This window comes from Variimorphobacter sp. HTMS_6 (genome assembly GCF_059717775.1).
Map to the genome: position 1 here is coordinate 4,158,700 of NZ_AP046094.1, position 24,426 is coordinate 4,183,125.

Consider the following 24,426-nt stretch of genomic DNA (forward strand, 5'->3'; position numbering starts at 1 on the left):
TTTCAAATCCTGCTTCGGCAGTTTGCATTAAGAGATTATTCGCAAGAAGCGCTCATAATCTCTTATACAAACTTTAGCCTTCCGCAGGTCATGAACAGGGTTTTACCCTGTTCATGCAAATAACTACAATCTAAAAAGTCCGTGCGATTCGCGCGGGCTTTTTCAAATTGTAGTTATTTGTTTGTATAAAATAAAAAAAATCAACATTTTACGTTGACAGTTGCAAATAAGTGTGATAGTATAAAGGGTGCACTATTGTGGTGAGATATGCCTATTTAATATAATTATAACATATCTGTCACAAATTGAAAAGAAGTTTTTTAACAATAAGCAACACAATTAAATTCAAGGGGTGAAAACGTCAATGGACAAGAACAGAATGCATCCAATTAAGGTTGGTAATAACGTTAGAATGAGTTACTCCAAACAAAAGGAAGTCCTGGAGATGCCCAATCTCATTGAAGTACAGAAGGATTCCTATCAGTGGTTCTTAGATGAAGGACTCAAAGAAGTATTTGATGATATTTCTCCAATTGCAGATTACAGCGGACATTTGAGCTTGGAATTCGTGGATTTTACGTTATGTGAGGATGACATCAAATATACGATTGAAGAGTGTAAAGAAAGAGATGCTACTTATGCAGCTCCACTTAAAGTCAAGGTCAGACTTCATAATAAAGAGAATAACGAAATCAACGAGCATGAGATTTTCATGGGTGATTTACCGTTAATGACCGAAACAGGTACCTTTGTGATCAATGGTGCCGAAAGAGCAATTGTAAGCCAGTTGGTACGCTCCCCCGGTATTTATTATTCAATAGATCATGATAAAATCGGCAAGAGATTATTCTCTTCCACCGTTATTCCAAACAGAGGTGCGTGGTTAGAGTATGAAACAGATTCTAACGATGTTTTCTATGTGCGTGTAGACCGTAACCGTAAGGTTCCGATCACCACATTTGTAAGAGCACTTGGTTATGGAACAAACGAAGAGATTAAGCAGTTATTCGGTGAAGAACCGAAGATCCTTGCTTCTCTTTCCAGAGATCCAAGTACTTCTAAGGATCCAACCGGAAGCTATCAGGACGGTTTATTAGAGCTTTATAAGAAGCTTCGTCCGGGCGAGCCATTAGCAGTAGAGAATGCGGAGTCCTTATTAAATAGTATGTTCTTCGATGCAAGAAGATACGACCTTGCTAAGGTAGGCCGTTACAAATTTAATAAAAAACTTGCTATGCGCAATCGTATCGTAGGTTTTGTATTATCCGAGGATGTAGTTGATCAGTCCACCGGTGAGATCATTGCAAGCGCAGGAACTCAGGTTGATGATGCGATCGCTAGACAGATCCAAAACAGCGCAGTGCCTTTCGTTATGGTACAAGCGGAAGAGAGAAATGTAAAAGTTCTCTCTAACCTGATGGTTGACTTAAACTATTATGTTGGTTTTGATAAGAGAGAAATCGGCATAACAGAAGCTGTTTACTATCCGGTATTAAAGAATATTCTCGCTGAGAACACTACGGATGAGGATATTAAGGAAGCAATCAAGAAAAACATCAACGAATTGATTCCAAAGCATATTACAAAGGAAGATATCATTGCTTCCATTAACTATAATATTCATCTTGAATATGGAATCGGTAACTCCGATGATATTGACCATTTGGGTAACAGAAGAATCAGAGCGGTTGGTGAGTTGTTACAGAACCAGTACCGTATTGGTCTTTCCAGAATGGAACGTGTTGTTAGAGAAAGAATGACAACACAGGATCTTGAAGGTATCAGCCCTCAATCCCTAATCAATATCAAACCGGTTACTGCAGCTGTGAAAGAGTTCTTCGGAAGCTCCCAGTTATCACAGTTCATGGATCAGCATAATCCTCTCGGTGAGTTAACTCATAAGAGACGTCTTTCTGCATTAGGTCCTGGCGGTCTTTCTCGAGATAGAGCCGGATTTGAGGTTCGAGATGTTCACTACTCTCATTACGGTAGAATGTGTCCAATCGAGACTCCTGAAGGTCCTAATATCGGTTTGATCAATGCTCTTGCAACTTATGCAAGAATAAATGAATATGGTTTCATTGAAGCTCCTTACCGTAAGGTAGATAAAGCAGATCCGATGAATCCGAGAGTAACGGATGATGTTGTATACCTTACAGCAGATGAAGAAGATAAATATATCGTAGCTCAGGCGAATGAAGAGTTAAATGACGACGGATATTTTGTTGGTAACAGTATCTCCGGTCGTCATAAAGAAGAGACCTCAGAGTATGAGAAACACATGATTGACTTAATGGACGTTTCTCCGAAGATGGTATTCTCTGTAGCAACAGCTTTAATTCCTTTCCTTGAGAATGACGATGCGAACCGTGCGCTGATGGGTGCGAACATGCAGCGTCAGGCAGTTCCGTTGTTAAAGACAGAAGCTCCTGTAGTTGGTACCGGCTGTGAAGCAAAGGCCGCAATCGACTCTGGTGTTTGTGTATTATCCAAAAAAGACGGTGTTGTTGATAGAGTATCAGCAAAGGAAATTGTAATAAAAAATGATGACAATACAAAATCTGCTTACAGACTTGTTAAGTTTGCAAGAAGTAACCAGGGTACCTGTATCAATCAAAGACCGGTAGTATCCAGAGGTCAGAGAGTTACAGAAGGCCAGGTTATCGCAGATGGTCCTTCCACAAATAAGGGTGAGTTAGCTCTTGGTAAGAACCCATTAATCGGTTTCATGACTTGGGAAGGTTACAACTACGAAGATGCTGTATTATTAAGTGAACGTTTGGTGCAGGAGGATGTTTACACCTCCGTGCATATTGAAGAATATGAAGCAGAGTCCAGAGATACAAAGCTCGGACCGGAAGAAATCACAAGAGACGTTCCGGGTGTCGGTGATGACGCACTGAAGGATCTTGATGAAAGAGGTATCATTCGTATCGGTGCTGAAGTTCGTGCCGGAGATATCTTAGTTGGTAAAGTTACACCAAAGGGTGAAACAGAGTTAACTGCAGAAGAGAGACTTCTTAGAGCAATCTTTGGTGAGAAAGCAAGAGAAGTTAGAGATACTTCCCTTCGAGTTCCTCACGGTGAGTATGGTATCATTGTAGATGCGAAAGTATTTACAAGAGAGAATGGTGATGAATTATCACCGGGAGTTAATCAGACTGTACGTGTATATATTGCACAGAAGAGAAAGATTCAGGTTGGCGATAAGATGGCTGGTCGTCATGGTAATAAGGGTGTTGTTTCCCGTGTATTACCTGCAGAGGATATGCCATTCTTACCAAACGGTAGACCTCTTGATATCGTTCTTAACCCTCTGGGTGTACCTTCCCGTATGAACATCGGACAGGTACTAGAAATCCACTTGTCCTTAGCTTCTAAGGTACTTGGTATTGACATCTCAACACCGGTATTCGATGGTGCAGACGAGTTTGATATCATGGATACCCTTGAGATTGCGAATGATTATGCAAATACAACATGGGAAGAATTTGAAGCAAAATATAAAGATTCCTTGGATCCTGTGTTAATGGATTATTTAGAGAAACATCCGGAAAACAGAGAAGACTGGAAGGGCGTACCGATTAACCGTGATGGTAAGGTAAGACTTCGTGACGGTAGAACCGGTGAGTTCTTTGATGGTTCCGTAACAGTCGGCTTCATGCACTACCTGAAGCTTCACCATTTGGTTGATGATAAGATCCATGCACGTTCTACCGGACCTTACTCATTAGTAACACAGCAGCCGTTAGGTGGTAAAGCACAATTTGGTGGTCAGAGATTCGGTGAGATGGAGGTTTGGGCACTTGAGGCTTACGGTGCTGCATATATCCTTCAGGAAATCTTAACTGTTAAATCCGATGATGTTACTGGTCGTGTTAAGACTTACGAAGCAATTATTAAAGGCGAGAATATACAAAAGCCTGGTATACCTGAGTCCTTCAAGGTTCTCTTAAAAGAGCTTCAATCCTTGGCTCTTGACGTAACGGTTCTTGATGAGAACGGTAATGAGATTAGGATGAATGAAAGCATCGATATGGGTGACGCTGATTTGACTCCGTTAATCGAAGGTGATAATAGTTTCAGATATGATGAAGGATATGAAGAGGCTGGCTTTACACAGGGAACAGTTGAAGATATCGAAGCCGAGATCTTTGACATCTATGAAGATGAGCCAGAGGATATAATGGAAGATGGAGTATATGAAGTAGAGGAAGATGCTGGTGAAGATCTTGAGTTTTAGATCTGATTTCTAACATTGGAAATCTAATGGATTGACTCTGTAATCAGTATTGGCTGGGTAGATCAGTCACATACCTCACATTTACTTGATAATTATTATAAATGAGCATGATATTTAGTTGGTCATAAAGCCGATAAGCAGAAATACCCCGGGTGTTTCTGCTTCGGTATAACGAAGGGAGAGCCAAGGAATGTCTGAATTAGCAAATAGCATTCAAGAGATAACCTATGATGCGATAAAAATTGGTTTAGCTTCACCTGAAAAAATCAGAGAATGGTCTAAGGGCGAGGTTAGAAAACCGGAGACGATTAACTACAGAACTTTAAAACCGGAAAAAGATGGTTTGTTCTGTGAGAGAATCTTCGGACCTAGCAAGGACTGGGAATGTCACTGCGGTAAATACAAGAAGATTCGTTATAAGGGCGTTGTTTGTGATCGATGCGGCGTTGAAGTAACAAAGGCAAGCGTTCGTCGTGAAAGAATGGGTCATATCGAGCTTGCAGCTCCGGTATCCCACATCTGGTATTTCAAAGGAATACCTAGCCGTATGGGACTTGTACTTGATCTTTCACCAAGAACATTAGAAAAAGTATTATACTTTGCTTCTTATATCGTAATTGATAAGGGAACCACTGATTTACAGTATAAGCAGGTTCTTAACGAGAAAGAAAGACAAGAAGCAATTGAAAAATATGGTTATAGCGCTTTCCGCCTTGGTATGGGTGCGGAAGCTATCATGGAATTATTACAGGCGATCGACCTTGAGAAGGAGTCCAAGGAATTAAAGAGAGGACTTAAAGATTCAACCGGACAGAAACGTGCAAGAATTATCAAACGTCTTGAAGTGGTTGAAGCATTTAGAGAATCTGGCAATAAACCGGAATGGATGATTCTCTCCGTAATCCCGGTTATTCCTCCGGATCTTCGACCGATGGTTCAGTTAGATGGTGGACGTTTTGCTACATCCGATATGAATGATTTATATCGCCGTATCATCAACCGTAATAACCGTTTAAAGAGATTGTTAGAGCTTGGTGCTCCTGATATTATCGTTCGTAATGAAAAGAGAATGCTTCAGGAAGCAGTTGACGCTTTAATTGATAATGGTAGAAGAGGTAGACCGGTAACCGGACCTGGTAACCGTGCACTGAAATCTCTCTCCGATATGTTAAAAGGTAAGCAGGGACGTTTCCGTCAGAACTTACTTGGTAAACGTGTTGACTACTCCGGACGTTCCGTTATCGTAGTTGGTCCAGAGCTTAAGATTTACCAGTGTGGTCTTCCGAAGGAGATGGCAATCGAGTTATTCAAACCTTTCGTTATGAAGGAGCTCGTTGCAAAAGGAACTGCTCACAACATCAAATCCGCTAAGAAGATGGTGGAAAGACTTCAGACAGAAGTTTGGGATGTACTTGAGGAGGTTATCAAAGAACATCCGGTTATGCTTAACCGTGCACCTACCCTTCATAGACTTGGTATCCAGGCGTTTGAGCCGGTACTTGTAGAAGGAAAGGCAATCAAACTTCATCCACTTGTATGTACCGCTTACAACGCGGACTTCGACGGTGATCAGATGGCGGTGCATTTGCCTCTGTCCGTAGAAGCACAGGCTGAGTGTCGTTTCTTACTTCTTTCACCGAACAACTTGTTAAAGCCATCCGATGGTGCTCCGGTTGCTGTTCCTTCACAGGATATGGTACTTGGTATCTACTATCTGACAATTGAAAGAGAGATGGAAGGCGGACTTCGTCACTATTATAAGAGCTTGAATGAAGCAATTCTTGCTTACGAGAATGGTGCAATTTCCTTACATGAGATGATTGGTGTAAGAAGATTTGGTATCAATAATCAAGGTGTAGAAGAAATCAAAACAGTAAAATCTACTTTAGGACGTTTCATTTTCAATGAGATTATCCCTCAGGATTTAGGTTTTGTTGATCGTTCTAAGGATGAGAATTACTTAGAGCTTGAAATTAACTTCCTTGTTGGTAAGAAACAGCTTAAACCGATCCTTGAAAAAGTAATTAACATCCATGGTGCAACTAAAACAGCTGAAATCCTTGATGCTGTTAAGTCACTTGGTTATAAATACTCCACTCGTGCAGCGATGACCGTATCGATCTCCGATATGAAAGTACCGGAAGAGAAGAAAACTATCATTGCAAATGCAGAAGCTACCATCGAAAATATTGCAAAAGAATATCGTCGTGGTAGAATGACTGAGGATGAGAGATATAATACAGTTATTGAGACCTGGAAAGAAGCCGATAAGATTTTGACTGAAACACTGTTGAATGGTCTTGATAAATTCAATAACATTAAGATGATGTCCGACTCCGGTGCCCGTGGTTCCGATAAGCAGATCAAACAGCTTGCAGGTATGCGTGGTTTGATGGCTGATACATCAGGTAGAACCATCGAGTTACCGATTAAGTCTAACCTTCGTGAAGGTCTTGACGTATTGGAGTACTTCATCTCTGCACATGGTGCTCGTAAAGGTCTGTCCGATACAGCGCTTCGTACAGCCGATTCAGGTTACTTAACTCGTCGTCTGGTTGACGTATCCCAGGATTTAATTATCCGTGAAGTGGATTGTTGTGAAGGTCATGAGAGCCCTGGTATGTGGATTTCTGCATTCGTAGATGGCAAGGAAGTAATTGAAGCTCTTCAAGAGCGTATCACAGGAAGATATTCCTGCGAGTCAATCTATGATGACAATGGTGAAATGATCGTTAAGGCAAATCATATGATTACACCAAAACGTGCAGCTAGAATTGTTGGAACAAAGGCAATTGTAGATGCTGGAGATAAAGCTAAGATTAAAATTCGTACCGTATTATCCTGTAAATCACACATCGGTGTTTGTGCGAAATGCTATGGAGCTAACATGGCTACCGGCGAAGCAGTACAGGTGGGTGAAGCAGTTGGTATTATCGCAGCTCAGTCAATCGGTGAGCCTGGTACACAGCTTACAATGCGTACCTTCCATACCGGTGGTGTTGCGGGTGACGATATCACACAGGGTCTTCCTCGTGTCGAAGAACTTTTTGAAGCTAGAAAGCCTAAGGGTCTTGCGATTATCGCAGAATTTGGCGGCGTAGTTGCCATTAAGGATACAAAGAAGAAACGTGAAGTTATCATCACAAATAATGAAACCATGGAATCTAAGGCATACTTAATTCCTTATGGTTCAAGAATTAAAGTTATGGATGGCGATATCCTTCAAGCCGGTGATGAGCTGACAGAAGGTAGCGTTAACCCTCATGATATCTTAAAGATTAAAGGTATCCGTGCAGTACAGGATTATATGATCCAGGAAGTACAAAGAGTTTACCGTTTACAAGGTGTTGAGATCAACGATAAGCATATCGAAGTAATTGTTCGCCAGATGCTGAAGAAGATCCGTATCGAGACAAATGGTGATACCGCATTCTTACCTGGTACATTGATAGATATCTTAGAATACGAGGATGAGAACGAGAAATTAGTTGCTCAGGGCTTAGAGCCAGCGGATGGTAAGCAGGTAATGCTTGGTATCACGAAGGCATCCCTCGCTACAAACTCCTTCTTATCAGCGGCATCCTTCCAGGAGACTACAAAGGTTCTTACCGAAGCAGCAATTAAGGGTAAGGTTGACCCGTTAATCGGTCTTAAGGAAAATGTTATTATTGGTAAGCTGATTCCAGCAGGTACCGGTATGAAGAGATATCGTTCTGTTAAGCTCGATACAGATACTCAGGAAGAATATATGATTTCTGAAGATCTTGAAGGTGATGGCAAGTTTATGGAATACGGTGATTTTGAGTATTCTGAGGACGAATTCATTACTGATGAGTTCAGCGATGAGAGCTTCGATATCGAAGATGGAATTCCTGAAGTAGTATATGATGAAGATCAGTACAGAAATTCAGCGGATCGTGTTCAAAGAGAAGATGCTATCCCAGGTATGGATGATGCTCACGTAGCATATGGTGAAAACAGCCATAATGACGGAGATTGGACAGAAGTTGAGTTCAATTTGAAGGGTATCTCCGAAGATGATTACAGCGACGGTCTGTAAGAAGAATCAAAATTACCAGTAGTTGTGGCTAACCCACGATTAAGGCAGTAATTATAATATAAAGCTGTTGTAAAATTCTATTCTTGATGAAAAGGTAATATTTTCTAAAAGGATAGATGTTTACAACAGCTTTTTCTATATCTTGATTAAAATCGGTTATGATAATTCTATTTTTTAAATATATTAGTTACAAGATGATAACAAATGGGATATACAATTCTGATATATTTCATTTGGAAAGAAGATAGAATGAAACCTAAAAAAGTAGTCATTGATATAATAGTTATTTCAGTATTCTTGATAATTTTTATTGTATGGAATCAGTTTGTTATTAATAAATCCACAACGATGACTACATCATCAGCTAGGAAAAACTTGCACATCGACTTAATTACAACGGATAATCACGAGGAATTTTGGGAGATTATCAACGAGGGAGCATCCGATATGGCGACAATAGCGGGCGTAAAATACGAATGGATGTACCCAAAGGAGAGAAATCCTCAAAAACAAATTCAAGTCATAAATAAGGCGATTGACGGGGGAGCATCTGCCTTGCTAGTGGTAGCTGATGATCCTAAAAAATTATCCGGTGTGGTGGAGGATGCGAAAGCGAAAGGAATTTATGTTGTTTATGTGGATTCCCCAGCGAATGAAGAGGCAATCACTACATTAGCAACAGATAATCATGAGGCAGGGTATGCTGCGGGGGAAAAGATGATTGAATATTTGAATAAAAAGGGTATCGAAAAAGGTTCTATCGGAATTGTTAACTTGAAAGACAAATTAACAACCGATCAACGGGAAGTGGGGTTTCGGGAAGCACTTTCTAAGGATTCCAGATTTGTAGTACTTCCATCATTAAAAGTTGCTGCACCGGCAGTTGTCGCGCAAGACGCTGCAGAGCAGTTAATCGATCAAAATGACGACTTGGTTGGATTGTTCGCCACCAATGAGGGAACCAGTGAGGGTGTGGGGAATGCTAACAAGAAAAATAATAATAAATATGTAGCAGTTGGTTTTGATACGTCATCAATAACGAAAAGATTATTTGATGTTGGAAGTCTGAATGTTATCATAGAACAAAATCCATATACTATGGGGTATGTTGGTATGGCGGAAGCAGTTGCTGCGGCTTTGGGAAAAAAAACAGGCCCGGCCTATTTCGATACTGGATATAACATTTTGGAGAATGATGAAAAAAGAAAATAGCCTTGTACAGTTTTCTGGGTATGGCTTATATAAAATTTCAATTTGGAATACATTTTCTATATTGACAGAAAATGTATTCTATTATATACTAACTGTATTAATGTTATTAATACAGTTAGTACGCTAAAAATTTAAAGAAAGAAAGGGATCATATTGATAATTTTAGATTATAAGGATCGAAGACCTATTTATGAACAGATCGTGGATCGCTATAAGGAGATGATTCTAAAGGGAATCCTGGATGCGGATAGTCAGCTTCCCTCCGTTCGAACTTTGGCGATGGAGTTGTCGATTAATCCAAACACGATTCAAAGAGCCTATACCGAGCTAGAGCATGAGGGGTTTATCTATTCGGTAAAGGGAAAAGGAAGCTTTATAGCTAGGAATGAAGCTCTTTTACAGGGGAAGAAGGAAGAGGTTAAGAAAGAAATTAAGAAGCTGGTGGAGGAAGCAAAGCACTTATTTGTAACAGAAGAAGAAATGATAGAAATCGTAAGAAACTGTTATGGGGAGGAGAAAAAAGATGATTGAAGCTGTTCAGGTTAGCAAACAGTTTGATAAGATCAAGGCGGTTGATGGAATCTCCATATCCATCAAAGAAGGAAATGTATTTGGGCTTATTGGAACAAATGGGGCAGGGAAAAGCACGTTGATCAGAATGCTGTGTGGCATATTAAAGAGTGATAAAGGTACGATTCAGATTGATGGAATGGATGTTTATGAGAATGTGAAGGCGAAGGAGTTATTCTTTTATATTTCGGATGAACAGTATTATTTCAATAACTCTCGTCCAAAAGATTTGAAGGCATTTTATCAGAGTATCTATCCGAATTTTAATGGAGATCGTTTTGATAAATTGCTAGAGAAGTTTGAATTGGATCAAAATCGAAAAATAAATACCTTTTCCAAAGGGATGAAAAAGCAGCTATCCATCATATGCGGTATTTGCGCTACAACAAAATATTTGTTTTGTGATGAGACCTTTGATGGGCTTGACCCGGTGGTTCGTCAGGCAGTCAAGAGTATCTTTGCTAAGGAGATGACAGAGCGTGATATGACAATTATCATTGCTTCACATAATCTTAGAGAATTAGAAGATATTTGTGATCATGTTGGTTTATTGCATAAGGGCGGGGTTTTATTATCAAAAGAGTTATATGACATGAAGCTAAGTATTCACAAAGTTCAATGTGTGTTTAAGCAGGAAGAAGATATCGAAAAAGCACTGGATGGTCTGGAAGTAATTCATCGAGAAAAGAGAGGGTCACTGAATACATTTACAATAAGAGGCACACAGGAGATGGTGGAGAAACAGATTAAATCCGTGGATCCGGTATTTTCAGAGATTATTCCTTTGTCTTTGGAAGAGATATTTGTTAGTGAAACGGAGGTGATAGGTTATGACATCAAGAAACTTATTTTTTAAGTTAATGAAGGAAGATATGAAAAGAAGGGTGTGGACGATTGCTCTGTTTTCCATCATATTATTCCTTCTGTACCCTGTGATGGGTGCTCTTCGCATACAAAATGGATTTATGGGAGAAACAATAGATCAACAGATATTAACATTGAAGGAACATATTGGTCCTCAGAACCAGTGGGTTATGATTATGTTCATCATCTTTGCGGTTGTTTGTGGACTAAGCAGTTTATTTTATGTTCATTCCAAGAAGAAAGTGGATCTATATCACAGCCTGCCTGTGAAAAGAGAGATACTCTTTGCTGCAAATTATGTGAATGGTTTATTGATATTCCTAATTCCATATGTGATTAACGTTATACTCACAGCAGGTGTGGGCATAGCTAATAATCTTTTTACAAGCGAAGTTTTTCATGCAACATTACATGGATTGATGATTAACATGGTATTTTACTGTATGATCTATACCGTAACAATTATCGCAGTAACACTTACCGGTAATATATGGACCAGTTTCTTGGGGGCAATGGTATTTATGTCGTATGGCTTTGTATTGTCAATGGTACAGGAGACATACTTTACAACCTATTTTAGCACTTATTATCCTGCAAATAATGTTAGAGAAAAGTTGATGATGCTTTCACCTATCTCAGGGTATTACAAGATGATAGCGTCATATAGTGGCAAGTTGCATGTATTAACTTTGTTAGTTCAGATAATCATCACCGTAGTATTGATTGGAGTTGCGCTGTTTTTATTTAAAAAGCGACCATCAGAAGCAGCTGGAAAAGCAATGGCATATGAGGTATCGAAACCAATTATCAAATTTTTGTTAGTTATTCCGTTATCCCTTTTAAGTGGTATGATCTTAAAGCAAACGGTTTCTTATAATCACGATGCCTGGTTATTATTTGGAATTGTGTTCTCGATGGTGATTATATACGGAATTATCCAAGTGATATTTAACTCGGATATAAGAAGTGCATTTCATCATAAGAGACAATTTTTGATCTGTGCACTAATTACCTTTGCAATTGTTGGGTATTTCCGACTGGATCCTCTTGGTTATGATGCGTATATTCCCAAAGAGAGCAGTGTAAAAAGTATTGGTGTATATTTTGAGTTTAAAAAGGACGATAATGGTTACTTAATTTATGATGATTACAGTAATGGTAAAGTAGTACGGATCAACAGAGATGATTATCATTTAGAACGGCCAATTCGAAATGGATTATCATCAACTTATGCTTTATGTAAGGCGGCTATGAAAAATAGGGTGAATAGTACATCGTCATATAGGAATTATATGGTTGTAAAATATAATTTAAAAAGTGGTAGAACTGTGTATCGTAATTATTACTTTGATTTGGGGGGGGATACCTCATTGATCAAAGAGTTGTATGATAACAAAGAATATAAAGTAGCACATTATCCAATCTTTGAAAATAAAAACACCGATATATATAGGGTTACAATTACACCTGGATACCCCGGAGATGATAACGGTCTTAATACTAATTTGGCACTGACTGATGAGAGGAAAGATAAATTTTTAGATATTTATAAGGAAGAATTGGGTAATCTAAAGTATGAGCAGTATTATAATGATATTCCGGTTGGCTATTTCTATGTGGAATTGGGAAAATCATTAAATAATTATGATATTTATCCTACATTCACAAAATCTATCGCATATTTAAAAGAAAATGGTTTAGATATAAAGTAAAATAGAATCATGTAAAATATCGTAAAAGGAGTCTGTGCTTAACATATGATCACCCTTAAGTAACTTTTGGAATTCACCAAATCTGCTGTAGGGAGGATCGTATGAAAGTGCGAGGCTCTTTTTGTTATAGTAAAAAACAGAGAATGATATAAAAGGATAAAGTGAGTGCCATATGACTTAACCAACTTAAACAAACTGCTTGAATATTAATGTTAATTACTATATGATTGTATAAATATGGAATGAAACAAAATGCTAGTGTGAAGGAGAGAATAATGGATAGGAATGAAAAAGATCAATGTAGACATAAGTATAATGTAGATTATAGCTTTCGGTTACCTCAACCGTTTTTTCGCAGTGTACCCTGTGATAACTGTGGTTGCAGGATAAGGTTAAGTATGGTCTGGCGAATTGTCTATTGGTGTATAGGTATTATTGGTTTTGTATTCTCTTATGGGGTATCAACATCAGTTCATATAAAAGCTCTAGGAAGTACATTTATTGTATCTCTGTTTGTTTTTTTGTTTCTTATCTTGATTACACAATTTATGATTGGATTGATTCTCAAGTATGGACAATGGGTTGAAGTAAACAAACTCATACATTAAAGTACATATCGTGGCATGAGATATGACATCAATTACCTGAGAAGTTGCTAACCTTCTATGAGACGTTTATGCATCTATTAGTATAGAAACTAAATTAAATCTTTCCTCACCAAAAACCATTGCAATTACAAATAAAGCATTGTATCATAGTACTAAATGTTTTTGAACTATGTATTCCCCAATGAATAATGTAGTACATAGATGGATAAATATACATTGTCCATCGGTTGGTTTTGTAATATGAAAGGATGAGATTTAACGCATGGAACATTTAAAAAAGTATCAAGAATGGTTAACGAACACTTACTTTGATGAAGCGACTAGAGCAGAATTATCTGCATTAAAAGATAACGATAAAGAGATTCAGGAAAGATTTTTCAAGGATCTTGAATTCGGTACCGGCGGTTTGAGAGGAATTCTTGGCGCAGGTGTAAACCGAATGAACATATATACCGTGAGAAGAGCGACACAGGGCTTGGCAAATACAATTAAGAAAGCAGGAGCAGAGAGCAAGGGTGTTGCAATCGCTTATGATTCCAGAAGAATGTCACCGGAATTTGCACTTGACAGCGCACTATGTCTGGCTGCGAATGGAATTCATGCTTACCTGTTTGAAACCTTAAGACCAACTCCGGAGCTTTCCTTTGCGGTTAGAACCCTCGGTTGTACAGCAGGTATTGTTATCACAGCAAGCCACAATCCGCCGGAATACAATGGTTACAAGGTATACTGGGAGGATGGCGCTCAGGTTACTGCACCGAAGGATGTTGAGATTATCGGTGAAGTAAATTCGATTTCTGACTTTTCACAAGCTAAGATTATATCCAAGGAAGAAGCAATGGAAAAAGGTCTGCTTACAATCCTCGGTGAGGACATGGATGATAAATATATTGCAGAGCTTAAGAAGCTAGTAATTAATCCGATTAATGACGAAAGCAAGAAGCTTAAAATCGTATATACACCATTACACGGAACCGGTAATATTCCGGCTAGAAGAATTCTTAAGGAGTTAGGCTTTGAGAATGTATATGTAGTTCCGGAGCAGGAGCTTCCAGATTCTGATTTCTCAACCGTTGGTTATCCAAATCCGGAAGATCCAAAGGTATTTACACTGGCAATCAAATTAGCACAGGAGGTTGGAGCGGATCTAATTCTTGCAACTGACCCGGATGCAGATCGTCTTGGTATCATGGTTCGAGATGAGAAGGGTGAATTCGTATTATTTAATGGTAATATGACCGGCGCGCTCCTTGCGGAATATGAATTCTCTCAGAAAGCGGAAAAAGGAATTCTTCCAAAGAAAGCTGCACTAATTAAAACAATTGTAACTGGTAATATCTCCGATATGATTGCAGAATATTACAATGCAAGATTGATTGAAGTATTAACCGGCTTCAAATATATTGGTGAGCAGATTAAACTTTTTGAGGAAACTGGCAGCAATGAATATGTATTTGGTTTCGAAGAAAGCTATGGCTGTTTAGTTGGTACACATTCCAGAGACAAGGATGCTATTGTAGCAGTTATGTGTCTTTGTGAAGCAGCAGCATATTATAAATCAAAAGGTATCTCGCTTTATGAGCAGATGAACAATATCTTTAAGAAATACGGCTACTTTAAGGAAGATCTTGTATCGGTAACCTTAAAGGGAATCGAAGGTATGGGTAAGATTAAGGAGATCATGGAAGGCTACCGTGTAAATCCTCCGAAGTCAGCAGGTGATTATAAGGTTCTTAAGGTAAGAGATTATAAGCTTGATACCATCACTGATATTGAGAGTGCTTCGGTTGAGCCAACTGGTTTACCAAAATCCGATGTTCTATACTTTGAATTAAATGATAATGCATGGTGTGCAGTAAGACCATCCGGTACAGAGCCTAAGATTAAGTTCTACTTCGGTGTGAAAGGTGACACTGCAGAAGACGCTGACGTGAAGCTTAAGAAGTTAATGAATGATGAAGTGTTTAAAGTGGATTAATGATAACGTGATAGTCAATTTTAATAGTTTATATAATAATAGATTGGGTTCTAGAACCCAATCTATTATTATATAATTAGAAATTGTGATATTACTAATAGTATTTCTGTTATATGATTGTCCATAAGGAAGGGGGCATGCTTTGTAAGTGTAAAGCCAAGTCACTTATGTGAGAATGGAATGATATGTGATAATGACAATTTATATTTCGTTATATTTTATATTTATCAGGCTATTAACAAAGGGAAGGAGAGGTTTAGATTATGTGTAACTTTCAGAAGGAGATAGAAACATATCAAATAAAAGAGCTTAGTCTATTGGATGCTGATATCGTATTACAATTAATGAGAACCAATCATGAATACTTTACTTTTCTTCAAGAAGATGAGGTGACTTATGAACAGGTAATTGAGGATATGACAGAATTACCGCCGAATACCAATGCTTCACAAAAACATTTTATTGGGTTTTATCAAAATGAAAAGCTACTATCCATTATGGATTACATAGATGGGTATCCCGAGAATAAGATTCGGTTTATTGGTTTATTTATGATTCATGGAGAATACCATAGGCAAGGATATGGCAAGAAACTCATAAGAGATTTTATAGAGAAGTCAAAAGAAGAGGGATATCAATTTCTACGTTTAGGATGTGTGGAGAATAATATAAAAGCATTTGACTTTTGGTCTTTCCAAGGCTTTCAAGAAATTAATCGGGTAATTTCAAAAGGAGAGAATCGAAGAGACTGGAATGTCATTGTAATGCAATATCGACTTGACACCCATACTTTATAGTCACACACATTCTAACTAATTTTCTAAGTCAGTATCATGATCTCTTCGATTCTCTAATAAATCTAGATATAATTCCATTTATTAAACGTTAAATAAATTGTCCTTACATTAACTTCTGCCCACAGTTTGGACAGAAATTAGCCTCACCTGTTTTGGTTCCGCAATTTGGACAGAAGTTCGGTTTAGCCCCACTAGTTGAATTATTCTGTGTATTTGATGGAGCACCAGTTGGATTACTCAACGGAGTGTTTGGTTGATTGTTGGACTGATTGTTCGCCTGGTTCATATTCTGCATCATTTGACCAGCCATATTCATTCCCATCATCATTCCGGCCATATCCCCTGCAACCCCACCACCGTGAATATTACCGTTTGATATGCCTTCTGTCATAGCTACCTGCTGATAGCGATTTAAGTCACCCACCATGCTGAAGGAGGCATTCTTATTAATCATCTGTTGAACCTGCTCCGGATAGGTAAAGCTCATAATGTTAAAACCAACTACGGATAATCCGGTATCAAAGATCTGCATATCCAGATCGGTGCGGATTCCATTTGCGATATCAAAGGAATTCGCTTGAAGATTGAACATATCCTTGCCTTCCTTTGAGATCCATTTCATCAAAAGTTGATCCAGAACACTTGTGATACGAAGTTTGACATCTTCAACAAAGTAACTTTGTCTTATACCGGCAATCTTATCGATTAATTTGACGTAATCGTTAACACGGAAGGTAAAGGTACCATTTGCGCGAATTGGCATACCTCCGGGAAGTTGAGGCGTAGGAATATTAATAGCGTTCTGAGTGCCCCATTTTACGATAAAGTCCTTCGTATTTATAAAGAGAACTTCGGCTCTCATACCACTGTTAAAGCCGAATTTAAAACCCTTTAATGTGGACAGAAAGGGAATGATCTGGGATTCGATATCGTAATCGCCTTCATCCTTAAAGATACCCTCGACTTTTCCGTTATAAAGAAAGATTGCATCCTGACCGGGACGAATAATTAGTCGACTTCCTTTCTTGATCTCGTCGTTATTCCATTTGTAAAATACCATATCCTCGCGAAATTCCTGCCATTCCACGACGTTTGCAAACTGCTTTGAAAACAAACCCATATATTTTCCTCCTATAGTTATGTTTGTTTTAAGTAGAACTCATATGTTATAAAAATTAATACCCAATTTGGAAGAATCATTTGTTAAAAACTAGATCCACCTGAACTATGAGAGCGTCCTCCAGGTGACACTCCACCGCCTGAACCTCCATTGTTCTGAGGCTTTCTTACACGTGTAACCTGTGTATGAAGATAATCATCACGTCGTCCGATTAATCCGGAGTGATTCGGATCCATGTAAGTACCGCCACCCGTGGTCATTTTGCCGCCGGCATTATAAGCCCATATGCCGACCACTGTTCCTCCGATGATAAGTGAAACAAGCAGTTGTAACCAGACATTCATTATGATATTCTCAGGCTTTTTCTTCATATACTTAGCGGACTTATCGATGGATAAGGTAAAAGCATTATAGTAATTACCTTCTTGCACGTAAGGTACCATCTTATCCGTAATAGCTTGAATACGGTTTGAGTTAATATAAGACTCCACTTTTCCATATCCCTGCATCTTAATTTCACGTGAACTCATATCAATTAAGATATAAACCCTGTCTCCGACAGGTAGCTGATCCTCAAAATCTTCAATATATCTTTCGGGGTCTGAGGAGTCTGTATCACTCTTTGTGAGGAGCATGATATCAATTCCGCTATCTTGCCCTTTCTCCATACACAATTGCTCCAGCTCTTTCGCCTCGGATGTGGATAAAAGCTTCGCATTATCGTATACATGTTGATTTTGTAACTCGGTTGAGTTGCCAACCTTAGTTTTATCATTCTCGGCAGCCAGGCTATGCGTTAAAGGCAGGAGTAACGTAGCGATAAAACATGCTATGATTATAGATACCAGCCTTCGCTTGTTAGAGATGAATTGTATCATTAGAAGCCACCTCCTATTAAGAATGTAAGGATACGCATTAAAGCGAAGGATGCGATGGAGATTCCTCCGAACCAGGCTACGATTTTACCAATGCTTAGTGGAGGTCTCCCTACCACTTTACCGGTCTGACCATTCATCGCAAAGATGTGATCCGCTTTTTTATAATCATAACAAACCATCCAAACCGGCATCAATGTATATTCAGAGTTAAGTTTGCGGATATAAATGTCCTTATTGTGGATATTTACCGTAGCATATCCTGCAATTGTGGAATTTATGTAGCCCTCCACATAGGACTGTGTACGTTGCTTGATGCGCGGTAACATCTCATTATCATCGAAATCGTACTTTTCTGCGATATAACCAGCAAGATAGGGCATATTAAAATCCTTCAGGTTGACGTATTCATAGGGCTCGAGCTTATCCATCATTTTGTCCTCCATCTTCTTAGAGGCATCACAGGGAATCCGGGAATAGTTCAGATCTACCTTTCGGTATACATGATAGTACTTTGTCTCCGTATAGATCCAATCACCCATGGTATAGGTTCGAACTTTCGTGCAGGTTGCATCGATTTCGCCGCGTCCGTTCAAATCGTATAACCAGAAGGGAACATAGATACCGGTTATATTCTTAATTCGATCCGCAGTCATAAAATCAGAAGGGGTTAAACGACCCTTCTTGCACCATTTTTTAAATGCTTCCTGGGCTTGTTCCTTATTAATAGTAAATGGTATAACTTTAGCAGGTGCCAGACTGCCAGACAGTCGGTCGCCAAGAACCACGCCTGCCCCGCAAAAGCTACAGGTGGTGGCGGTGGTCTGGGCGTCGGTGATCAGTACCGCGCCGCAGTTGTTGCAGTGATACTCTATTGCTTCATCATTATCAAAGGTGGAATGATTACTGGGTTCGTCCGTATCGGTTGTATCAGAATATTCCTGGTTGAAGGCGGCATCAGCGGCGCGTCGATCCTCCTCGTTCATATCATAAGTGTAATCGCCTCCGCGTGAATGCTGTTGCCCTGCCATTGATTCAATGCTATCCGTTCTTCCACAGCTGCCACAGCGTAGCATACCGGTTGTTGTATCGAATGCCATATCTGCTCCGCAGTTAGGACATTTATATTGAATAACCGTGGCCATTCTTAACCTCCTTGCTCGCTAAAATGTCCGCTAAGCTTCCGTATTAACTTTAGCGGACATTTTGAAAGTCTTATAAGTATATTGTCATCGTATTAATATTTTATGAAATCTACCAACATTTTTATGAATTATTAAGGATGGTCTTATTTGTTTAAATTAGCTTTTAAAGCAGCTAATTCATCATCTACGCTTGCATCGGTGGAGTATTTGCGTGTTAAATCCTCGATGGAATCCTCTTCGGTAGAACGGTTCAACTCGGCCATAGCATTCGCTTTATCCAGGGCTTTGTCAGCCATATCCTCAAATCTCTTAAAGCTTGCCATTGAATTATTTGCTCCCGTAACGGTGGAGCCCATTTTGTTGATACGTTCCTGTGTCTTAGCGACAGCCAGTTTACCTTTAATCATATCCTTGCGGGATTCTAACTCGCCGATGTCCTTCACGAGCTTGTCGTGCATCTCACGCATATGAGTTGCATTGGCATGAGCCAGATCATATGCTTCCTGAAGACCGGAGAGCTTGGCAGACAAAGAAGCTTTCTGTTCCAAGAACTTTCTTGCATCTGCCTCATTATTGGATTCTAATGCTTTAACCGCATAGGTTTGCATTTTGGTAATATCTTCGTTGCAATCATCTAGCACACGTTTTGCACGCTGCTCTTCTGCCATGATAGCGGCGGTCTCGGATTTTACCTTACCAAGATCGGAATTCAGATTACGAAGACACTGGTCGATCATTTTCTCAGGATCCTCTGCCTTATCTAATAGTGCGTTGATGTTACTGGACATAATGTCGCGAAATCTTGTTAAAATACTCATAAATGAATAATCCTCCTTATCATCGGGAGATCATCGCTCCCGTATCATATAATTGATAGTTGTTCCAAGTTGTATCTTGAAACTTTAGCCTAATAAACTAGAAGAAATATCGTTAACGTATAACCTATTTATGTAATTAAGTTTATAATTAATCTTATGTAACGTCAAGTTAAAATATGGTTAGAATAATAAGAGGAATCTTAGTTGAGAAAAGGCACTATATGATTGGTAGCTCACATGAGAAGAAGGAGGTTTTCGTTGTATTTATCAAGGTGGTATATTATAATAGGAAAGAATAATGACTAGAGTGTCAAAAGACCTTATCATTTGAAGGTTGTTAATATACTAGGAATAATGCATGCCATAAGAAGTGCAAACAAGTAATCTTAGGCAACTAACTCAAATCAATAATACAGTTTTAGAAAGAGAGAAAGTTATGTGGATAGCAAGCGATTGGAAAGACTATGAAGTAATTGATACCTCTAAGGGTGAGAAGCTAGAACGTTGGGGGAATTATATATTAGTAAGACCGGATCCTCAGGTTATATGGGATACGGTGAAAAGTAATAAGGGATGGAAGAAGCCGAATGCGCATTATCACAGAAGTTCAAAGGGCGGCGGCGAGTGGGAGTTTTTTGATCTTCCAAAGCAGTGGAATATCAACTATAAGGGGTTGACTTTTAACCTTCAGCCCTTCAACTTTAAGCATACCGGCTTATTCCCAGAGCAAGCAGTGAACTGGGATTGGTTCTCGGACAAGATTAAAACGGTGAAGGATAGACAGATTAAAGTTCTTAATCTATTTGCCTATACAGGTGGTGCAACTCTGGCAGCAGCAAAAGCCGGCGCGGCAGTTACCCATGTTGATGCGTCAAAGGGAATGGTGACCTGGGCGAAGGAGAATGCTACAGCTTCCGGGCTTGGAGAAGCTCCGATTCGTTACATTGTTGATGATTGTGTGAAGTTTGTTGAGCGAGAGATTCGCAGAGGGAATAGATATGACGCCATAATAATGGATCCGCCGTCCTATGGCAGGGGTCCAAAGGGTGAGATATGGAAGATTGAAGACAGCATCCATCCTTTTGTTCAGCTCTGTACGCAGGTGTTAAGCGATGAGCCGTTATTTTTCCTAATCAACTCCTACACAACCGGCCTTCAACCGGGCGTATTGTCATATATGCTATCCACAGAGATAAAGAGCAAATTCGGTGGGAAGGTTAACTCGGATGAAATTGGACTTCCTGTGTCTGGCAACGGTCTGGTTCTTCCCTGTGGTGCCTCGGGACGTTGGGAAGCATAAAAGTGGAGCAATGCGAGTGGTAAAAGAATATAATGTATTAAATAAGAAATAACAGGTGCAGCCATGAGAGTTTTTTGTAACCCACTTACAAAGGATATCCCACAGGTTAAGGTGCCATATAAGATTCATGAGGAAGAGCAGGAGCAGTTGAGTGTAGATGAGGGGCATTCCCCTTGGAAGCTTGATCCAGTATTTGTGGCTCAGGTATTTGCCAGTCTGCTGATTTCTCCTGAAGGTATTGTAGGCGACTATCCGATTGCTTATGATGAGATCGCATTAATTTATCAGGATAGCAAAAAAGCAATCGTTGAGATCCATAATAAAAACAGCCCAGCAAAAAAAGTATATTTAACCAGGCTGTTCCGCTGTAATTATACGGGGATATGGACAGTAGTTGGATATGATAAGTAGGAAACTTTAATTAAACTGATTGTTCCTAGGAATTGCAAAATTAAATGGAATTATATTCAAAGCTATATTGTCTGTAGAAGACAATATGGCTTTTTTATTTTTTAAATAGAATAAAGAATTCCGTACAGGGTGCAAAGCTTAACATCCTAAATTACATTGGATAAAGAGAATAAACTAAATAATTAATTTTTCATACATAATATAAAATAAGTTGGAAATACTAACTGCAATTATACATGACAAAATATAACAATTATAAATTTGTATATTTTTGAAAAAAGTACTTGCAATGCATTGCTCTTTAGTGTATAATAACCCGTGTTGTGACATTGATAGCGTTGAAACGTGAGGTTGCTACCGAGTGCGGTAGGTTTTCCGTGGAGCGAAGGTCAAGTTATGAAACTGGCGACAAGTCACTGTACCATATAATGTTCTGCCATCGGGCAGATAAAACGTGTGAAAATCATTTCGTACATTACATGGCAAATCCGTATAGGTTTGCTTTGTTGTTCGGATAACGAAGATACACACGGATGAGTGTACAGTCACCACTTGTCGTACTGAAATTAAGTGCGAAAAGGAGGCGGCTTTTTTTATGGCAAGTCAAGTAATGAGAATCACATTGAAGGCGTATGATCATCAGTTGATCGATCAATCTGCAGGAAAAATTATTGATACTGTTAAGAAGACAGGATCAAAGGTGAGCGGACCAGTTCCGTTGCCTACTAAGAAGGAAATCGTAACAATTCTTAGAGCGGTACACAAGTATAAGGATTCCAGAGAGCAGTTTGAACAAAGAACACATAAGAGATTAATCGATATCATCACACCAACCCAGAAGACAGTAGATGCATTATCCAGATTGGAAATGCCTGCTGGTGTGTACATCGACATTAAGATGAAATAATTCGTCTAATGTGTAAAAAGTCATCGCTCACGATGATGGACATCATAGGAAAGACAAAACAATTAATTAAGAAGAAATCCTTAGGGTTCATATATGTTTGTATATAACCATCTAGGATGATTGCATTAAAAACGCGATATCACGATATCGTGTGGCAATCCGCTGTAGATTAAACAGGAGGTAAGAAAATGAAGAAAGCGATTTTAGCTACAAAAATCGGTATGACTCAGGTTTTCGGTGAAAACGGAGTACTTGTTCCGGTAACTGTACTACAGGCTGGCCCGCTCTTTGTTACACAGGTTAAAACTGTTGATAATGATGGATATTCAGCTGTACAGGTAGGCTTCGGTGATATCAGAGAAACTCTGGTAAACAAGCCAAGAAAGGGACACTTTGCGAAAGCGGGTGTTGCTAGTAAGAGATTCTTAAGAGAATTTAAATTTGATAATGCAGCTGATTATACAGTTGGTCAGGAAATCAAAGCTGACATCTTTGCTGAAGGTGATAGAATTGACGCAACAGCAAAGACAAAAGGTAAGGGCTTCCAAGGCGGTATTAAGAGACATAACTTATCCAGAGGACCTATGAAACATGGTTCCAAACATCACAGACATGCAGGTTCCAATGGTGCTGCTACCACACCAGGTAGAGTATTCAAAGGTAAGCACATGCCTGGTCATATGGGTAATGTTAAGGCTACAGTACAGAACCTTGAAATTGTAAGAGTTGATGTTGAGAAAAACCTCATTCTTGTTAAAGGTGCAGTACCTGGACCTAAAAAATCCTTAGTAATGCTGAAGGAGACAGTTAAAGCGTAATTAGCTTTAAGAAAGGAGGAAGCATAAATGGCAAATGTAAAGATTTTTAATATCGAAGGCAAGGAAGTTGGTACATTAGAACTTAACGACGCAGTCTTCGGAGTAGAGATAAATGATCATTTAGTTCATATGGCAGTTGTTCAGCAGTTAGCGAACAAACGTCAGGGAACACAAAGCGCTAAGACACGTGCAGAAGTACGTGGTGGCGGTAAAAAGCCTTGGAGACAGAAGGGAACCGGTCATGCAAGACAGGGTTCAACCAGAGCCCCTCAATGGAAGGGCGGCGGCGTTGTATTCGCTCCAAAGCCAAGAGATTATTCCTTCAAGATGAATAAGAAGGAAAAAGCTCTTGCAATCAAATCAGCTTTAACATCAAGAGTAAACGATGCAAAATTCGTAGTTATTGATGAGTTAAACTTTGATGAGATTAAAACTAAGAAGATGAAAGCAGTTCTTGATAATTTCAAATTACAGAAAGCACTTATCGTACTTGATAAGAAGAATGATAATGTAGCACTTTCTGCTAGAAATCTTCCTAAGGTAAGAACAGTATTAACAAACTCCATTAATGTATACGACATCTTAAAGTATGATACTGTGGTATTGACTAAAGATGCTGTAGCTCAAATCCAGGAGGTGTACGCATAATGGCTAATATTAAATATTATGATGTAATCCTTAAGCCTATCGTAACTGAAAAAAGTATGAGCTCCATGGGAGAGAAGAAATACACATTTTCAGTTCATCCGGAAGCTACAAAGAACCAGATTAAAGAAGCAGTTGAAAAAATGTTCACTGGTGCTAAAGTAGCTAATGTAAACACCATCAACATGGATGGTAAGACACGTAGACGTGGCGCTACATCCGGTAAAACCTCTAAGGTTAAGAAGGCAATTGTTCAGTTAACAGCTGACAGCGCAGAGATCGAGATTTTCTCAGGTCTATAAAACGCGAAAGATAAAAACGTTTTTCCGTAATATATGAGATG

The 24,426-nt window shown here is 39.1% G+C and carries 18 protein-coding genes; 14 read left to right on the plus strand and 4 right to left on the minus strand.

All coding sequences use genetic code 11. The annotated features are described in order from the left end of the window. Positions 1–364 precede the first annotated feature (364 nt). The 8 genes from rpoB (at position 365) to AC6IWN_RS18815 (ending at position 16,044) form a co-directional block, all read left to right on the plus strand. Complete coding sequence (gene rpoB / locus AC6IWN_RS18780) at positions 365–4,243, plus strand: DNA-directed RNA polymerase subunit beta (RefSeq protein WP_497989639.1); 3,879 nt, start codon at positions 365–367, stop codon at positions 4,241–4,243. Positions 4,244–4,433: 190 nt separating this feature from the next. Further along, on the plus strand, positions 4,434–8,303 hold the full coding sequence (gene rpoC / locus AC6IWN_RS18785; RefSeq protein ID WP_497989641.1) for a DNA-directed RNA polymerase subunit beta': 3,870 nt from the start codon (positions 4,434–4,436) through the stop codon (positions 8,301–8,303). A gap of 249 nt (positions 8,304–8,552) precedes the next feature. Then, positions 8,553–9,515, plus strand: coding sequence for a substrate-binding domain-containing protein (locus tag AC6IWN_RS18790; RefSeq protein ID WP_497989643.1), 963 nt, complete (start codon positions 8,553–8,555; stop codon positions 9,513–9,515). Between the two features lie 153 nt (positions 9,516–9,668). After that, positions 9,669–10,046: a GntR family transcriptional regulator gene (locus AC6IWN_RS18795; RefSeq protein ID WP_497989645.1), complete on the plus strand. Its 378-nt coding sequence runs from the start codon at positions 9,669–9,671 to the stop codon at positions 10,044–10,046. Further along, entirely contained in the window at positions 10,039–10,941 is a 903-nt protein-coding gene (locus AC6IWN_RS18800) for an ABC transporter ATP-binding protein (protein WP_497989646.1), read from the plus strand. The genes AC6IWN_RS18795 and AC6IWN_RS18800 overlap by 8 nt, the downstream gene beginning before the upstream one ends. Next, positions 10,916–12,661, plus strand: a complete 1,746-nt coding sequence (locus AC6IWN_RS18805; RefSeq protein ID WP_497989648.1) for a DUF6449 domain-containing protein — start codon at positions 10,916–10,918, stop codon at positions 12,659–12,661. The genes AC6IWN_RS18800 and AC6IWN_RS18805 overlap by 26 nt, the downstream gene beginning before the upstream one ends. 870 nt (positions 12,662–13,531) lie before the next feature. After that, positions 13,532–15,247 (plus strand): phospho-sugar mutase, encoded by a 1,716-nt coding sequence (locus AC6IWN_RS18810; RefSeq protein ID WP_497989650.1) that lies wholly within the window; start codon positions 13,532–13,534, stop codon positions 15,245–15,247. A gap of 263 nt (positions 15,248–15,510) precedes the next feature. Then, complete coding sequence (locus AC6IWN_RS18815) at positions 15,511–16,044, plus strand: GNAT family N-acetyltransferase (RefSeq protein ID WP_497989652.1); 534 nt, start codon at positions 15,511–15,513, stop codon at positions 16,042–16,044. 103 nt (positions 16,045–16,147) lie between these two features. Here AC6IWN_RS18815 and AC6IWN_RS18820 read toward each other — a convergent pair whose 3' ends face one another. The 4 genes from AC6IWN_RS18820 to AC6IWN_RS18835 form a co-directional block, all read right to left on the minus strand. Then, the gene (locus AC6IWN_RS18820; protein ID WP_497989654.1) at positions 16,148–17,164 is read right to left on the minus strand and encodes an SPFH domain-containing protein; all 1,017 of its coding nucleotides are present in this window, start codon (positions 17,162–17,164) and stop codon (positions 16,148–16,150) included. Between the two features lie 83 nt (positions 17,165–17,247). Further along, on the minus strand, positions 17,248–18,042 hold the full coding sequence (locus AC6IWN_RS18825; protein ID WP_497989656.1) for a TPM domain-containing protein: 795 nt from the start codon (positions 18,040–18,042) through the stop codon (positions 17,248–17,250). Next, on the minus strand, positions 18,042–19,184 hold the full coding sequence (locus AC6IWN_RS18830; protein ID WP_497989658.1) for a hypothetical protein: 1,143 nt from the start codon (positions 19,182–19,184) through the stop codon (positions 18,042–18,044). The genes AC6IWN_RS18825 and AC6IWN_RS18830 overlap by 1 nt, the downstream gene beginning before the upstream one ends. Positions 19,185–19,327: 143 nt before the next feature. Next, positions 19,328–20,002 (minus strand): PspA/IM30 family protein, encoded by a 675-nt coding sequence (locus AC6IWN_RS18835; protein ID WP_497989660.1) that lies wholly within the window; start codon positions 20,000–20,002, stop codon positions 19,328–19,330. A 436-nt stretch (positions 20,003–20,438) separates the two neighbouring features. Between AC6IWN_RS18835 and AC6IWN_RS18840 the strand changes: the two genes are divergently transcribed. The 6 genes from AC6IWN_RS18840 to rplW all read left to right on the plus strand — a co-directional run bounded on the left by AC6IWN_RS18840 (position 20,439) and on the right by rplW (position 24,385). Further along, the gene (locus tag AC6IWN_RS18840) at positions 20,439–21,302 is read left to right on the plus strand and encodes a class I SAM-dependent methyltransferase (protein ID WP_497989663.1); all 864 of its coding nucleotides are present in this window, start codon (positions 20,439–20,441) and stop codon (positions 21,300–21,302) included. Between the two features lie 63 nt (positions 21,303–21,365). Continuing rightward, on the plus strand, positions 21,366–21,713 hold the full coding sequence (locus AC6IWN_RS18845) for a hypothetical protein (RefSeq protein ID WP_497989665.1): 348 nt from the start codon (positions 21,366–21,368) through the stop codon (positions 21,711–21,713). A gap of 595 nt (positions 21,714–22,308) precedes the next feature. Next, on the plus strand, positions 22,309–22,620 hold the full coding sequence (gene rpsJ, locus AC6IWN_RS18850) for a 30S ribosomal protein S10 (RefSeq protein ID WP_497989667.1): 312 nt from the start codon (positions 22,309–22,311) through the stop codon (positions 22,618–22,620). A gap of 188 nt (positions 22,621–22,808) precedes the next feature. Beyond that, a complete protein-coding gene (rplC, locus tag AC6IWN_RS18855; protein WP_497989669.1) occupies positions 22,809–23,438 on the plus strand; it encodes a 50S ribosomal protein L3 in 630 nt (209 codons plus the stop codon). A gap of 27 nt (positions 23,439–23,465) precedes the next feature. Then, positions 23,466–24,086, plus strand: a complete 621-nt coding sequence (gene rplD / locus AC6IWN_RS18860) for a 50S ribosomal protein L4 (protein WP_497989671.1) — start codon at positions 23,466–23,468, stop codon at positions 24,084–24,086. Continuing rightward, on the plus strand, positions 24,086–24,385 hold the full coding sequence (rplW, locus tag AC6IWN_RS18865; RefSeq protein ID WP_497989673.1) for a 50S ribosomal protein L23: 300 nt from the start codon (positions 24,086–24,088) through the stop codon (positions 24,383–24,385). Before rplD ends, rplW begins: the two co-directional genes overlap by 1 nt. The last annotated feature ends 41 nt before the right edge of the window (positions 24,386–24,426 follow it).

Excerpts from the sequence above, each read along its gene's own strand:
- rpsJ (WP_497989667.1), top strand. The coding sequence starts at position 22,309 with ATGGCAAGTCAAGTAATGAGAATCACATTGAAGGCGTATGATCATCAG.
- AC6IWN_RS18800 (WP_497989646.1), top strand. The coding sequence starts at position 10,039 with ATGATTGAAGCTGTTCAGGTTAGCAAACAGTTTGATAAGATCAAGGCG.
- rplC (WP_497989669.1), top strand. The coding sequence starts at position 22,809 with ATGAAGAAAGCGATTTTAGCTACAAAAATCGGTATGACTCAGGTTTTC.
- rpoB (WP_497989639.1), top strand. The coding sequence starts at position 365 with ATGGACAAGAACAGAATGCATCCAATTAAGGTTGGTAATAACGTTAGA.
- AC6IWN_RS18810 (WP_497989650.1), top strand. The coding sequence starts at position 13,532 with ATGGAACATTTAAAAAAGTATCAAGAATGGTTAACGAACACTTACTTT.
- AC6IWN_RS18830 (WP_497989658.1), bottom strand. The coding sequence starts at position 19,184 with ATGGCCACGGTTATTCAATATAAATGTCCTAACTGCGGAGCAGATATG.
- AC6IWN_RS18815 (WP_497989652.1), top strand. The coding sequence starts at position 15,511 with ATGTGTAACTTTCAGAAGGAGATAGAAACATATCAAATAAAAGAGCTT.
- AC6IWN_RS18820 (WP_497989654.1), bottom strand. The coding sequence starts at position 17,164 with ATGGGTTTGTTTTCAAAGCAGTTTGCAAACGTCGTGGAATGGCAGGAA.
- AC6IWN_RS18835 (WP_497989660.1), bottom strand. The coding sequence starts at position 20,002 with ATGAGTATTTTAACAAGATTTCGCGACATTATGTCCAGTAACATCAAC.
- AC6IWN_RS18840 (WP_497989663.1), top strand. The coding sequence starts at position 20,439 with ATGTGGATAGCAAGCGATTGGAAAGACTATGAAGTAATTGATACCTCT.
- AC6IWN_RS18825 (WP_497989656.1), bottom strand. The coding sequence starts at position 18,042 with ATGATACAATTCATCTCTAACAAGCGAAGGCTGGTATCTATAATCATA.
- AC6IWN_RS18805 (WP_497989648.1), top strand. The coding sequence starts at position 10,916 with ATGACATCAAGAAACTTATTTTTTAAGTTAATGAAGGAAGATATGAAA.
- rplD (WP_497989671.1), top strand. The coding sequence starts at position 23,466 with ATGGCAAATGTAAAGATTTTTAATATCGAAGGCAAGGAAGTTGGTACA.
- rpoC (WP_497989641.1), top strand. The coding sequence starts at position 4,434 with ATGTCTGAATTAGCAAATAGCATTCAAGAGATAACCTATGATGCGATA.
- rplW (WP_497989673.1), top strand. The coding sequence starts at position 24,086 with ATGGCTAATATTAAATATTATGATGTAATCCTTAAGCCTATCGTAACT.
- AC6IWN_RS18845 (WP_497989665.1), top strand. The coding sequence starts at position 21,366 with ATGAGAGTTTTTTGTAACCCACTTACAAAGGATATCCCACAGGTTAAG.
- AC6IWN_RS18790 (WP_497989643.1), top strand. The coding sequence starts at position 8,553 with ATGAAACCTAAAAAAGTAGTCATTGATATAATAGTTATTTCAGTATTC.